This is a genomic window from Reyranella sp. (assembly GCF_044224635.1).
Classification (GTDB): domain Bacteria; phylum Pseudomonadota; class Alphaproteobacteria; order Reyranellales; family Reyranellaceae; genus Reyranella.
In genome coordinates, this window is sequence record NZ_JBGAKA010000091.1 from 1 (window position 1) to 13,454 (window position 13,454).

The 13,454-nt window shown below is 65.8% G+C and carries 14 protein-coding genes and 1 tRNA gene; 9 read left to right on the top strand and 6 right to left on the bottom strand.

Annotation, left to right across the window (positions count from 1 at the left end; all coding sequences use genetic code 11):
• A partial coding sequence (locus ACILR9_RS37870; RefSeq protein WP_395715178.1) for a hypothetical protein occupies window positions 1-1,026 on the top strand: 1,026 nt, incomplete at its 5' end.
• A 458-nt stretch (window positions 1,027-1,484) separates the two neighbouring features.
• A complete protein-coding gene (locus ACILR9_RS37875) occupies window positions 1,485-1,871 on the top strand; it encodes a hypothetical protein (RefSeq protein ID WP_395715179.1) in 387 nt (128 codons plus the stop codon).
• Here ACILR9_RS37875 and ACILR9_RS37880 read toward each other — a convergent pair.
• Both ACILR9_RS37880 and ACILR9_RS37885 read right to left on the bottom strand, forming a co-directional pair.
• On the bottom strand, window positions 1,868-3,163 hold the full coding sequence (locus tag ACILR9_RS37880; protein ID WP_395715180.1) for a tyrosine-type recombinase/integrase: 1,296 nt from the start codon (window positions 3,161-3,163) through the stop codon (window positions 1,868-1,870). The genes ACILR9_RS37875 and ACILR9_RS37880 overlap by 4 nt on opposite strands.
• 201 nt (window positions 3,164-3,364) lie before the next feature.
• A tRNA-Thr gene (locus ACILR9_RS37885) sits at window positions 3,365-3,440 on the bottom strand.
• Window positions 3,441-3,640: 200 nt separating this feature from the next.
• Between ACILR9_RS37885 and ACILR9_RS37890 the strand changes: the two genes are divergently transcribed.
• From ACILR9_RS37890 to ACILR9_RS37915, 6 genes are all read left to right on the top strand, one after another.
• On the top strand, window positions 3,641-5,086 hold the full coding sequence (locus ACILR9_RS37890) for an L-lactate permease (protein ID WP_395715181.1): 1,446 nt from the start codon (window positions 3,641-3,643) through the stop codon (window positions 5,084-5,086).
• Between the two features lie 16 nt (window positions 5,087-5,102).
• On the top strand, window positions 5,103-5,999 hold the full coding sequence (locus tag ACILR9_RS37895) for a trypsin-like peptidase domain-containing protein (RefSeq protein WP_395715182.1): 897 nt from the start codon (window positions 5,103-5,105) through the stop codon (window positions 5,997-5,999).
• A gap of 233 nt (window positions 6,000-6,232) precedes the next feature.
• On the top strand, window positions 6,233-7,102 hold the full coding sequence (locus ACILR9_RS37900) for an NAD(P)-dependent oxidoreductase (protein ID WP_395715183.1): 870 nt from the start codon (window positions 6,233-6,235) through the stop codon (window positions 7,100-7,102).
• A gap of 1 nt (window position 7,103) precedes the next feature.
• Window positions 7,104-7,733: a glutathione S-transferase family protein gene (locus ACILR9_RS37905; RefSeq protein WP_395715184.1), complete on the top strand. Its 630-nt coding sequence runs from the start codon at window positions 7,104-7,106 to the stop codon at window positions 7,731-7,733.
• An 8-nt stretch (window positions 7,734-7,741) separates the two neighbouring features.
• Window positions 7,742-8,716, top strand: a complete 975-nt coding sequence (locus tag ACILR9_RS37910; protein WP_395715185.1) for a Bug family tripartite tricarboxylate transporter substrate binding protein — start codon at window positions 7,742-7,744, stop codon at window positions 8,714-8,716.
• Window positions 8,717-8,735: 19 nt separating this feature from the next.
• The gene (locus ACILR9_RS37915) at window positions 8,736-9,425 is read left to right on the top strand and encodes an aspartate/glutamate racemase family protein (protein WP_395715186.1); all 690 of its coding nucleotides are present in this window, start codon (window positions 8,736-8,738) and stop codon (window positions 9,423-9,425) included.
• 166 nt (window positions 9,426-9,591) lie between these two features.
• On the opposite strand, the gene ACILR9_RS37920 is transcribed toward ACILR9_RS37915, so the two are convergent.
• Complete coding sequence (locus tag ACILR9_RS37920; RefSeq protein WP_395715187.1) at window positions 9,592-9,876, bottom strand: hypothetical protein; 285 nt, start codon at window positions 9,874-9,876, stop codon at window positions 9,592-9,594.
• A 169-nt stretch (window positions 9,877-10,045) separates the two neighbouring features.
• On the opposite strand from ACILR9_RS37920, the gene ACILR9_RS37925 reads away from it, so the two are divergent.
• The gene (locus ACILR9_RS37925) at window positions 10,046-10,861 is read left to right on the top strand and encodes an N-acyl homoserine lactonase family protein (protein WP_395715188.1); all 816 of its coding nucleotides are present in this window, start codon (window positions 10,046-10,048) and stop codon (window positions 10,859-10,861) included.
• A 63-nt stretch (window positions 10,862-10,924) separates the two neighbouring features.
• On the opposite strand, the gene ACILR9_RS37930 is transcribed toward ACILR9_RS37925, so the two are convergent.
• From ACILR9_RS37930 to ACILR9_RS37940, 3 genes are all read right to left on the bottom strand, one after another.
• Window positions 10,925-12,514 (bottom strand): ABC transporter substrate-binding protein, encoded by a 1,590-nt coding sequence (locus ACILR9_RS37930; RefSeq protein ID WP_395715189.1) that lies wholly within the window; start codon window positions 12,512-12,514, stop codon window positions 10,925-10,927.
• Window positions 12,514-12,654: a hypothetical protein gene (locus ACILR9_RS37935; protein WP_395715190.1), complete on the bottom strand. Its 141-nt coding sequence runs from the start codon at window positions 12,652-12,654 to the stop codon at window positions 12,514-12,516. Before ACILR9_RS37935 ends, ACILR9_RS37930 begins: the two co-directional genes overlap by 1 nt.
• Window positions 12,654-13,454: ABC transporter substrate-binding protein (locus ACILR9_RS37940; RefSeq protein WP_395715191.1), on the bottom strand; the 801-nt coding region annotated here is incomplete at its 5' end. The genes ACILR9_RS37940 and ACILR9_RS37935, both read right to left, overlap by 1 nt.

Genomic DNA, 13,454 nt, shown 5'->3' on the forward strand with positions numbered 1-13,454 from the left:
CATGTTGCGATTGTGGCCCTCCCGGTCAGCCTGATCGAAAGGGTCTGGAACGCAAAGGTGGATTCCAAGGCAACAATGGAAAAGGACGACAGCGGCGGCTCGGACGCGCCTGACTTCCGGGGAATGCTCAAGGCAAAAGCGATGGGCTTGAGCTTTGCTATACAAATTGTGTGGGAGGACGTGTTCGACGAGTCGGCAAGCATCCCGCGCAAAGTGAAAGAAAGTCGGACGCGGAAGATCCAGGACCAGGCAGATCGAACGTGGAATCTCCTCACGACCCTCTACTATAAAGGAACGGGGCGCATTCCTTGGCGAAAAATGCCTCAGGATGGCGAATTCACGGCCTGCTACATCGGCGTCAGCTTCTATCGTGAAGTCGGCGGTCAGCAGCTCTTCACCAGTGCCGCGCAAATGTTCGACGAGCGAGGGCGCGGTTTCATACTCAAGGGCAAGCGCGCCCATACCGAGAGCCGTGGCCGGCATCCCTACATGACCCAGATAGACGCGCGTCAGCTGATCGCTGATGCACTTGCCGCCTACAGAAACCATCATAAGCATTACCCGGCACGTGTGATCGTGTTTAAGACCTCGCAATTCCGCGAAGAAGAGGCCGATGGCATCATGGAGGCATTGGATGAAGCTGGGACGGAGCTACGCGACCTCGTTTGGGTTCAGGAATCCTATTCCGTGAAGGTGCTCCGGGATGGAAACTACCCTGTCATGAGGGGAACATTCGTTGAGCTCGACGGAAAAGGGTTGCTCTACACCAACGGCAGCATTCCCTACTACGGCACCTATCCGGGGCTATACGATCCGAGGCCACTGCTCCTTTGTCCATACAATGGCAGCGACAGCACCATCGCCCAAATTGCGAGTGAAGTGTTGGCGCTCACCAAAATCAACTGGAACTCGACTCAGATGAACCAGAAGCTACCGATACCGATTAGGGCTGCACGGGCGGTAGGTGAGGTCTTGAAATATGTAACCGAAGAGAAAGTCAGTTCGGACTACGCAAGGTATATATAGTGCAGTCCGTAAAGCGGAGCCTGATCGGCCGTCATTTTTGATGCGGCGCCCTCTGTCGTATATTTAATGGAGGCACGCAAACAGTACCGTCGCATGAAGTGCGTGTGGGATAGCTTGCTGTCACGCTGGCGCGTGGCCCTCGTGCCCAAACACGTCACGGAATCGGCCGTCGGTTCGGGAGCAGGCATGAAGCTTGGGAAAGCGAGCGATTTGTTATGCCGCCTCGGCATGACTTTGCATGGTCGATCAAAGAGCCGGTGTTGCCGGCAAGAAAATCGCTTAGATTCCAGGTCAGGTGTGGGGAGGCGTTGGCCTCGACCGCTGCATGGCGCCGCCGGCAGCGCGATACTCCTTTCCGATCCATCCGAATTGCACTCTATTGCACGCAAGAGTTGGCGGCGGCGTCAGAGAGCCTTTGTTCGGCTCTCTTGGCGATGTAGATCAACGTATCCTAGGCAATGGGCTACGTGTCGATGGCGTCGAAACAAGACCAGCCGGAGCACCGCCAGCTTCCCCAAAGACGCCCCCTTCTCAGCGAGCGCGCGTCAACGCCAGGTCGCGACACGGCAGTGCCGACTCGTCCAGCGGATCTTGATCCGATCATGGCAGCAATCATCGACGCTCTTGCACGAACCATGGTTAGCAATGACAGCGGTAAGCAGCGTCGGCTCGTCGAGTTCAAGGACGGTTGCCGCTATGGAAAATTCGGAAAGACCAAGGCTTACGAGCTGATCGCCCAGCAGCGGATCAGGGCCTACAAAATGGGAGGCAAAACCATGATCGACCTCGACAGCGTGGACGAATTTCACGCCTCGCTGCCCAGGGTCGAATCAAGAGCAAGCTAGGCCGCGGACCTGCTTAGCGAGACGGTGCGCCTCCCGTCGCGCAGGCTGTCGAGCCGATCAGCCCAATGCTGCATCAAACGCACACGTTCGGTCCAATAGGCCGCACGGTTATAGATGCCGCGGATCTTGTTTTTGTCGCCCTTGCCAAGCTGGCGCCGCACCACCTCGTCGCGTCGCCGCCGCTTCTTTTCCTCAGTGTCATGGGCAAGTTGAGATTCCACGACATCGCCGTCGAACGCGCCCTCCTCGTTGAGCAAGGTCGACGCGGTTGAGCGGAAGCCGTGCGCGCAGTGGTCGCCTCCGGGACCGGTATCATAGCCCATGATCCGTAGAGCCTTGTTGAGCGTGTTGTCGGACATAGGTACATCATCATCGTATGAGAACAAGTAGCGGCATCGGCCGCTCAACGGCCGCAGTTTCGCAAGGATAGCGAGCGCCTGGCGGGAAAGAGGCACTTCGTGATCATCGCGCATCTTCATCTTCTTGGCGGGGATCAGCCATGCTCGGTTCGGTTCATCGAATTCGGTCCACTCCGCTAGCCGCAGCTCGCCCGGCCGCACCATGGTCAAGGCGATCAGCTTGAGCGCGTGGCGCACTAACCCACCGTTCTTGGCGTCATAAACTTCAATCCGGCGCATCAGGTCGCCGACGTCGTCCGGGTCGGTCAGCGCCGGGCGCGGATTGGCCTTGGGGGCCTTGGTCAGCGCGTGCTTCAAATCACGGCTGGGATCGGTGCTGCAATACGACGAGCCAATACCAAATTGGAAGACCCGCGAGGCCGTCGAGCGCAACCGGCCGACCGTATAGTAGCGGCCGCGGGCTTCGACGCGTCGCAGTGCCGCCAGCAACTCGGGCGGATCGATCTCGCACAACGGTTGATCGCCGATCTCGCGATTGAGCTGACCAAGATTCCAGCGTTCCCGCTTGATCGTCGCTTTGGCCTTGTTTTCCTTTTCGAGCTTCTTGGTCGCCCATTCCTCCCCGACCGCACGAAAGGTGTGCTTGTGCTTTTCATCGTCCTTTCGCTGCGCTTCACGCACTGCGGCTGGGTCCTGCCTCTGATCGAGCAATTTTTCGGCATCGTGGCGCTTGTCGCGCGCAGCCCTCAGTCCAATGCCGGGAAAAATGCCGAAGGACATGTTCTTGCGTCTGCCGCCGAAACGGTAGCGGTAGAGCCACAGCTTGGTCCCGTTGGGCCGCACCACGACGCTAAGGCCTTGTCCGTCGGCAATCGTGTATTCCTTGTCCGCCGCCTTGGCATTGCGGATCTTCGTGTCGCTCAGTTCATCCATGGGAATGGTCCCTCGTAAGCGGCGGACCGCCAGTGTACCCGGTCGTTCAGGTGTACCCCCAGTGTACCCGGAGACGCCGGATGCCCTCGGACGGCCGCGAACTGTGCCGGGCACTTATATGTAATTGAGTGCCTATTTTACGAGGGTTCTGAGCAATCGGCGAACGTGCGCGGACGACAAAGAACTAGGTCGGATGGAAAATGGTGCCCCGAGACGGAATCGAACCGCCGACCCCATCATTACGAATGACGTGCTCTACCAGCTGAGCTATCGGGGCACGGCGCGGGTTCTAGGGGAAAGACCCCATTCGCGCAAGCGGCGATCTGGCCCAGCCGGAGGCCCTCCGGGCCACGAAAATCCCCGCCACGCGCCACGTCCCTCCGCCATGAGGACGCGGATCGTTGCGGGCGAGGATAGGAAAAACTCGTGGCTCCCGCGAGGTCATCCCGTGGCGGCGCGCTATAGAGTGCGCCGCCCATGGCCACCCTGCTCGCCCTGCTGCCGCTCCTGATCGTCATTGGCCTTTTGGCATCGGGCCGGGCGAGCGCGCTGGTGGCCGGGCTAGCCGGCCTGTCGGCGACGCTCGCCGCCTCCATCACGCTGCTGACTGGAGCCGGGCGCCGCGGCGAGATCGGGGCGCTGTTCGTGCGCGAGACCTCGGCCGGGCTTTGGCTGTCGTGGCAGGTCATCGCCATCATCGCCTCGGGCATGTTCTTCCATCGCTGCCTGCAGGCGCGCGACGGCGCGGCCAACGGCGCGACCCTGGCGGCCAATCCGCGGCGGCTGTGGTCGGTGTGCTTCCTGCTGGCGCCGTTCGCCGAGGCGGTGACGGGCTTCGGCGTCGGCTACATCATCGCGCTGGCGGCGCTGCGTCGCCTCGGGCTGGGCGGCCTGCCGGCGCTGGTGCTCGGCCTCTACAGCCAGTCGCTCGTGCCGTGGGGGGCGCTCGCCACCGGCACCACGGTCGGCGCGACCCTGGCCGGGCTGACGCCCAACCAGCTCGGCCTCGCCTCGGCCGTCCTGCAGGTGCCGATCCACGTCCTCTATCTGGTGCTCTACTGGCGCTTCGCGCGCGAGGCCGGCGTCGCCGTGCCGTTCGTCCAGAAGCTCGACGATGCGCTGTGGACCGCCTTGCTGCTCGCCTCGATCTGGCTGTTCAACTTCTACAGCGACGTCGAGATCGCCGGCGCCGCGTCGACGGCGGCGCTGCTGGCCCTGCGCTTCTGGCGCGACGAGCGGCCGGACGGCGCGCACCTCATCGCGGCGCTGCGCGCGCAGGCGCCCTATGTCGCGCTGACGGCGGCGCTCTGCGCCACGCGCCTGGTGCCGCCGCTGCGCGATCTGCTGAAGCCCCTGTGGGCGATCAAGCCGTTCGACAACCAGCCGGCGTTCACGCCGCTCTACGCGCCGGGCTTCTGGCTGGTCTCGATCGGCCTCGCCGTCGTCGTGCTGGCCCGCGCCCCGCTGGCGCGCGTGGTGGGCGAGGCGGCGCGCGGCGCCTGGCGATCCTGCGCCGTCACCCTGCTGTTCGTCGTCATGGCCGAGCTCTATGTCGGCACCGGCATGGCGCAGGCGATCGCCGAGGCGCTGCGCGCGGCGGCGGGCCGCGATGCCGTTGCCGCCGTGCCCTTGTTCGCCGGCGTCGGCGGATTCCTGACCGGCGGCGGCGCGGCGGCCAACGCCATGCTGATGCCGATGGTGACCGCGCTGGCGCGCGCCGTCGCCGTCGATCCGGCATGGATCGCCGCGGTCCAGAACAGCGTCTGCACCAACCTCACCATGTTGTCGCCGATCCGCGTCTCGATGGGCGCCGCCATCCTGGCCCTTGCCACGTCGGACGCCGTGCTCTATCGCCGCGCCTGGCCGCTCGCGCTGCCTGCCCTGTCGACCGGTGTCGCCGCAACCCTGATCCTCCTGGCCTGATCCTCCCGGTGCACCCATGAGTCTCGCCCGTCGTCGCGCCCTCGGCGGCCTGCTTGCCGCACCGCTGCTGCCCGTCGTGATGCGGCCGGCCCGCGCCGTCATCATCCTCGACAGCACCTGGCAGGCCGAGGGTGGCGGCCCCGACAGGGAGAGCGCGGGCTTTCGCGCCCACGTGGCGCTGGGCAGCCAGCCGCAATTCGCCGGCGTCATCGCCCTCTCGGACGACGAGGGCGAGACCTGGGGCGCCGCCTCGGGCACCTGGATCGGCAATGTCGGCGGCCGCGCCCACATCCTGACCGCGGCGCACCTCTACGAGCGCGGTGGGTCGGCCGAGCAGTATCTCTACCGCACGCCGGGCGGCACGGTGCGGCACGGCGCCAGCATCGTCTTCCATCCGCTGTTCACCTGGGACAACGACGAGCGCACCGGCTACGACATGGCGATCGTGCGCCTCGACGGGCCGCTCGACGACGGCGGATTGCCGCCCAGCCTCTATGGCGGCCGGCGCGAGCAGGGCCAGCGCATCGTCATGGTGGGCTTCGGCAGCCGCGGCATCGGCTCGGCCGGCGAGGATGCGATCTATGACGGCCTGCCCGGCAAGGCAGCCGCCGAGAACGTCGTGGCCGAGGTGATGGAGGCGATCCAGCCGCCGCCTGCAAACGCCGACGCCGGCAACTGGCTCGCCGTCACCCTGCGCCGCGAGGACGAAGGCGCCGGCCGGCTCGACGGCATCCTGGGCTCGGGCGACAGCGGCGGCTCGGCGTGGCTGCTGACCGGCGGCCTGTGGGCGATCGCCGGCGTCAACGCCAACGGCACCGGCGACACCTACGGCTCGCAATCGTTCTTCGCCCGCGTGTCGGGCGCGCAGGACTGGCTGAAGAGCGTCGTGCCGGGGCTGGTCTTCGTGAGTTAGCTCGTTCTCCTCCCCAGCGTCATCGCTGGGGAGGTGTCCCGCGTCTTCGCGGGACGGAGGGGTCATGAGCGCCAGGCTCAACCCTCTCCCATGACTCATGACCCCTCCGTCGCGTATGACGCGACACCTCCCCAACTCCGTTGGGGAGGAGTGCTCGAGTTGCCTCGCCCCGCTGGCATCGTGGCGGATTGGCCCTATGATCCGGCCCGCAAACATTTTCGCGGGAGAAGGCAATGGCCAAGGTGGCATTTCTCGGGCTGGGCGTGATGGGCTTTCCGATGGCGGGGCATCTTGCCGCCAAGGGACATGACGTCGTCGTCTACAACAGGACCTTCGCCAAAGCCGAGGCATGGACGGCCAAGCACAAGGGCACGGCGGCCAAGACTCCGAAGGAAGCGGCGGCCGGCCGCGAGATCGTGTTCTGCTGCGTCGGCAACGACAACGACGTGCGCGCGGTCGTGACCGGCGAGAACGGCGCTTTCGCCGGCATGGCGCCGGGTACGATCCTGTTCGACAATACGACCGCGTCGGCCGATATCGCCCGCGAGCTGCACGCCGAGGGCAAGAAGCGCGGCATCGACTTCATCGACGCGCCGGTGTCGGGCGGCCAGGCCGGCGCCGAGAACGGCCAGCTCACCGTGATGTGCGGCGGCGAGCAGGCGCCGTTCGACAAGGCCAAACCGGTGGCCGACGCCTATTCGCGCGCCATCACCCTGATCGGCGGCCCGGGCACCGGCCAGCTCACCAAGATGATGAACCAGATGTGCATCGCCGGCATCGTCCAGGGTCTCGCCGAGGCGATCAATCTCGGCCAGAGGAGCGGGCTCGACCTCGAGAAGGTGATGAGCGCCATCTCCAAGGGCGCGGCGCAAAGCTGGCAGATGGAGAATCGCTGGAAGGCCATGGTCGAGGGCAAGTTCGAGTTCGGCTTCGCCGTGGACTGGATGCGCAAGGACCTCGGCATCGCCATCGCCGAGGCCAACCGCGCCAAGGCGCAGGTGCCGCTGGTCGCGCTGGTCGACCAGTTCTATGCCCGCGTGCAGGCGCGGGGCGGCAGTCGCTGGGACACGTGCAGCCTGATCGATCTGCTGCAAAAGGCCTGACATGAGCTACAAGCTCTATGGCCGCGACGGCTGGGGCTCGGCGATCGTCGAGGCCCAGCTCACCTGGTACGGGCTGCCCTTCTCCATCGAGCCGGTCGGCGACCTCATCCGCTCGCCCGATGCCCGTGCCAAGCTCGAGAAGGTCAATCCGCTGGCCCAGGTGCCGACCCTGGTGATGCCCGACGGCAGCGTGATGAGCGAGAGCGCGGCGATCACGCTCCTGCTCGCCGACGTCACCGGCAAGGACTCGCTGGTACCGCCGGCTCAGGCGGCGGAACGCGGGAAGTTCCTGCGTTGGCTGGTGTTCATCGTCGCCAATATCTATCCGACCTTCACCTACGCCGACGATCCGGCGCGCTTCATCTCGGTCGATGCGGCGCGCGATCCGTTCCGCGCCGCCACCGACGCCTACGCCCAGCGCCTGTGGCGCCAGGTCGACAGCCATGCCGGCAGCCCGTGGTTCCTCGGCGAGCGCTTCTCGGCACTCGACATCTACGTCGACATCATGACCCGCTGGCGCCCCAAGCGCGGCTGGTTCGAGAGCGAGGCGCCCCGCCTGTTCGCCATTGCCCGCCGCGCCGACCAGGTCGCGGAACTGCGCCCGGTCTGGGCGCGCAACTTTCCCACGTGAGACTCGCCATGCAGCGTCGCCGCGTCATCGCTCTTTCCGCCGCGGTGCTCGCCGCCGCCGTCGCCCCCGGTGCCCACGCCCAGGCGGGCTATCCCGACAAGCCGATCACCATGGTGGTGCCGGCGCCGCCCGGCGGCGGCACCGACCTGGTCGCCCGCCTCTATGCCGACCTGCTGTCGCAGGAGCTCGGCCAGCAGGTCATCGTCGACAACAAGGGCGGCGGCAACGGCAATGTCGGCACGGCCATCGTCGCCCGCGCCAAGCCGGACGGCTACACGCTGCTGATGCAGTACTCGGCCTATCACTCGGCCAATCCGGCACTGGTCAAGGAGCTGAGCTGGAAGCCGGAGGACTTCACCGGCGTCGCCATGGGCGCAATCGCGCCGCATGTCATCGTCATCGCCAAGAAGGTGCCGGCCGACGATCTCAAGAGCTTCATCGCCTACGCCAAGGCCAATCCCGGCAAGCTCAACTACGCCTCGGTTGGCGCCGGCTCGGTGCCGCATCTCGGCGGCGTGATGCTGAACAAGGCCGCCGGCATCGACCTGGTGCATGTGCCCTACAAGGGTGCCGGCCCGGCAACCGCCGACCTGGTCGCAGGCCAGGTCGAGCTCATGGTGGTGACGCCGCCCTCGGTGTCGGCGCACATCCGCAACGGCAACCTCAAGGCGCTGGCGCTCGCCAGCGACAAGCGCCATCCCGCCTTCGCCGACATCCCGACCACCGCCGAGGCCGGCCTGGCCGGCTATACGCTCGACGGCTGGTTCGCCCTGTTCGCGCCCGCCGGCACGCCGCAGCCGATCGTCGACAAGCTCAACGCGGCGATGCGCAAGATTGCCGCGACCGACCAGGTCCGGCAGCGCGCCAGCCAGCTCGGCACCGTGCTGGTCGATTGGAGCCCGGCGGAGATGGACGCCTTCGCCCGCAAGGAAGTCGCCGGCTGGGGCAAGGTGATCCGCGACAACAACATCACCATTGACTGAGAAGCGGAGCCGAAGCGCCATGTCCTCGGTCGGCATCGTCGGCGGGCTCGGTGTCGGCGCCACCGTCGACTACTACGAGCGCATCACCGCCGCGTGCAAAGCCCGCGGTGTCGTGCCCGATCTGGTGTTCGTCCATGCCGACGTCGACAAGGGCCAGGGTTTCGTCCGCGAACGCCGTCTCGATGCGCTGGCAGACTACCTGCTGGGCTTCGTCGAGCGGCTGGCGCGCGCCGGCGCCACGGCGGCGGCGCTGCCTGCGGTGACGCCGCACATCTGCATCGACCGCATCGTCGCGCGCTCGCCCCTGCCGATGATCGATATCGTGGCGACCATCGGCGCCGAGCTGCGCACGCGCCGGCTGCGCCGCGTGGCGCTGTTCGGCACGACCTTCACCATGGAAGGCAGCCTGTGGGGCCAGCTCGCCAAGCACGCCCCCGACGTCGAGATCGTGAAGCCCCGACCCGACGAGATCGCCTTCATCGGCAAGGCCTACCAGCGCCTGCTCGACACCCAGCAGGGCGACGACGCGGACACCGCCGGCCTGCGCCGCATCGCCGCCGACCTGCAGCGGCGCGACGGCGTCGAGTCGATCCTGCTCGCCGGCACCGACCTTGCGGTGATCTTCAACGAGGAGAATGCCGGCTTCCCGGCGATCGACGTCGCCCGGCTTCATATCGCGGCGATCGTCGAACGGCTGATAAGCCCGTAGGGAAGCCTCAGTGTCTCTCTTGTCATCCTGAGCGTAGCGAAGGATCTCATCGCCAGAAGTCCCAACACATACTTGTGGCAGACGGCGATGAGGTCCTTCGCTTACGGCACTTGCTTCGCAAGCGCCTACTCAGGACGACGGAGAATACGTGCTGGTCGCTTTCCAGCTAAAACACCTGCCTGACCCCCACGATCTGCGACAGGCAGCGGCCGACATGGTCGGCGACATCGGTGGCGAGACCTTCGACCTCGATCTCGACCGACAGAAGATCGTCATCGGCTTGCGCGAAGACGCGCGCCGGCACGAGGCCGCGCTTGGCCAGCAGCTCGAGCGCGCGCGGCAACACGGCGGGCTCGGCGTCGGCCTCGAAGCAATAGCGGACGGTGGAGTGATTACGCTTGAGTGCCAGAACGGCGGTAGGCGGTACAGCGGTAGACGGCACGGTGGCCATGGAACGACTCCCTCAAGAACAGGCGAACAGCGACGGTCCGGTTTGCAAGGCAAACCGGGGTGCTAATTCGCCAGCCAAGGAGGTCCCGTGGGGCCATGCACACACTATAGCGTGGCAACAGGCCTTCTTGCTACCCTCCCGCGTCATACCCATCGGGAAGGAAACATTAATGCGTTCGACACCCATCTATGAGGTGCATGCGATCAAATATGCCCACCTGCCGCGCAAGGCTTGGGAAGTGCAGATCACGCCGGACCCGCATGACGCCGACTTTCCGATGGACTATTTCATCTGGGTGGCGATCCCGCTCGACGAGAGCGGCAATCGCGCGATCGGCGGCAAGCCGGTGGTCATCGACACCGGCTTCAATGCCCAGATCGGCAAGAAGCGCGGCCGCGAGGTCAAGACCAACCCGGCCGACCTGCTCGGCCATCTCGACATCGACGCCAAGACCGTCGAGGACGTCGTCATCACCCATCTGCACTACGACCATGTCGGCAACTGGGACCGCTTCCCCAAGGCGCGATTCCACCTGCAGGACAAGGAGATGCAGTTCGCCACCGGCCGCCACATGTGCCACGGCACGTTCCGTCACGCCTTCGAGGTCGAGGACATCGTCGGCATCGTCCGCGCGGTCTACGGCGAGCGCGTCGTGTTCCATGACGGTGACGAGGAGATCCTGCCCGGCCTCTCCGTGCACCTGATCGGCGGCCACACGATGGGCATCCAGTCGGTGCGGGTGATGACGCGCAACGGCTGGCTGGTGCTTGCCTCCGACGCCAGCCATTACTACTGGGGCATCCGCGACCGGAAGCTGTTCTCGATCGTCTTCTCCGTCGCCGACATGCTGGCAGGCTACGACAAGCTGCAGAAGCTGGCCGACAGCCACATCGACATGGTGATCCCCGGCCACGACGCCGAGGTGATGAAGCGCTTCCCGGTGTCGAAGCCCGGCCTCGAAGGCATCAGCGTGAGGCTGGACTGATCTCGTCCTTCCTGAGCGAACGCTGGCAAAGGCCCGAGCGCAGCGAGGGATCTTTCGTCTGGTTCATTTCTTCTCGATGTTCCAGAACACCAGGGCCGGCGCGGTCAGCACGCCGGTGACGTTGGCGCGGCGCGCCGTCGGGCTGGTGAATTGGCCGAGCGGCAGGTGGGTCGGATACTCGGCGACGCGGCGCTGCAGGGCGACGGCAGTGGCGCGCTGGCTCTCGGCGTCGCCCGCCCGCGCGTACTGATCGCGCAGGCGCTCGATCTCAGCATCGCACGGCCAGCCGAACTGCGCCTTGTCGCACGACGCATTAATGAAGAAATGCGCCACCGGATCGGGGATGCTGAGCGCACCCGATGAGGTGAAAAAGACGTGCCAGCCGCCCTTGTCCGGCGGATCCTTCTTGGTGCGGCGTGTCACCAGGGTCTGCCAGTCCATCGCCTGCAGCTCGACCTTGAAGCCGGCGCGCTCGAGCTGCGGCTTGGCTACCGTGGCGAGATTGTTGTGGCCGACCACGTCGGTCTGGTGCAGCAGCACCAGCGGCGTGCCGTCATAGCCCGCCTCGGCCAGGAGCTTCTTGGCCTTGGCGACGTCGCCCGACCACCGATCTTCCCAGCCGATCGGCGATTCGAGCGGCAGGCCGCACGGGAACAGCGAGCGGCATTCGCGGTAGTAGCGCTGATCGCCGATATTGGCTTCGAGGAACTCGCGCTGGGTCAGCGCGTAGGTCACGGCCTGGCGAACACGCACATCGTCGAACGGCTTGGCCAGCGTGTTGAAGCGCATGATGTACTGCCGTCCCGGCTTGTCGACCACCTGGGTCGCAACGTCCTTCGACTTGTCGACCAGAGGCAGCAGGTCGTAGGGCGTGAGCTGCAAGAGATCGATCTCGCCCTTCAGCAGCGCGTTCACCTGGGTCTGCGAATCGGCGATCCAGATCCATTCGACTCGATCGACCTTGGCAATCTTGCCGCCGGCCAGGCCCGACGGGGGCTCGGCGCGCGGCTTGTAGCTGGGATTCTTGACATAGACCGCCTTCTCGCCGGCCTTCCATTCATCCCGTTTGAAGATGAAGGGGCCCGAACCCGTGGCATCGCCGATCTGGCTGTTGGGCGGGGTTTCGGCGATGCGCTTGGGCATCATGAAGGGGATGTTGGCGCCGGTCTTGCCGAGCGCCTGCAGCACCAGGCCGTAGGGCTCGCGCAGCACCAGGCGGATGGTGCGGTCGTCCGGCGCGGAGAGCTCGCTGGTGAACGACATCAGCATCTGGCCCATCGAATCACGCGCGCCCCAGCGCCGGATCGAGGCGACGCAGTCGGCGCCGGTCACCGGTGTGCCGTCGTGCCAGCTGAGGCCCTCGCGCAAGGTGAAGGTCCAGGTGAGCCTGTCGGCCGAGACCTCCCACCTGTCGACCATCTGCGGCCGGATGGTCAGGCTCTCGTCGAGCGAGAACAGCGTGTCGTAGACCAGGTAGCCATGGTCGGCCGAGATCAGCGCCGTCGTCCAGATCGGATCGATGATCTTGAGGTCGGAGTGCATGGTGACGCGCAGCACCGTCTGCGCCATCGCCGGGATCGCGAAGGCGAGCCCCGACAGCAGCGAGACCGTGACGAGGAGCGCCGCGAGTGCGCGGCGCCCGCGCGCTCCCATCACTTCTTCTCCACGTTCCACAGCGCCAGCGACGGCGTGTGCAACAGGCCGTTGAGGTTGGCCCGGATCGCGGTCGGCGTGGTGAACTGGCCGAGCGGGACGAGGAGCGCCGCGAGTGCGCGGCGCCCGCGCGCTCCCATCACTTCTTCTCCACGTTCCACAGCGCCAGCGACGGCGTGTGCAACAGGCCGTTGAGGTTGGCCCGGATCGCGGTCGGCGTGGTGAACTGGCCGAGCGGAGCGAAGGTCGGATACTCGATCAGGCGCAGTTGGACCTGCTCGGCGATCGCCTTCTGCTTGGCCGGATCGGATTCGGTCGCATAGGCGTCGCGCAACTTCTCGAGCCCTTCGTCGCACGGCCAGCCGAAGGTCGCCTTGTCGCACGAGGCATTGATGAAGGCGGACGACACCGGATTGAGGATGTCGGGGGCGCCCCAGGACGTGAAGAAGGCGCTCCAGCCGCCCTTGTCGAGCGGATCCTTCTTGGCGCGTCTTGCAACCAGGGTCTGCCAGTCCATCGCCTGCAGGTCGACCTTGAGGCCGATCTTCTCGAGCTGCGCTTTGCCGACGGTAGCGAGGTTGTTGTGACCGGCCGTGTCGGTCTGGTGGAGGAACACCGCCGGCGTGCCGTCGTAACCCGACGCGGCGAGCAGCTCCTTGGCCTTGGCGACGTTGCCCGAGAGCTTGTCCTCCCAGCCCTTGGTCGATTCGAGCGGCGAGCCGCACGGGAACACCGACTTGCACTCGCGGTAGAACTCGGCATTGCCGACGTTGGCCTCGAGGAACTCCTTCTGCGACAGGGCATAGAGCACCGCCTGGCGCACCTTGGGATTGTCGAACGGCTTGGTCAGCGTGTTGAACCGCATGTCGTACTGGCGGCCCGCCTGGTTGACGATCATCGTCTTGACGTTCTTGTCCTTGGCGATCAGCGGCAGCAGGTC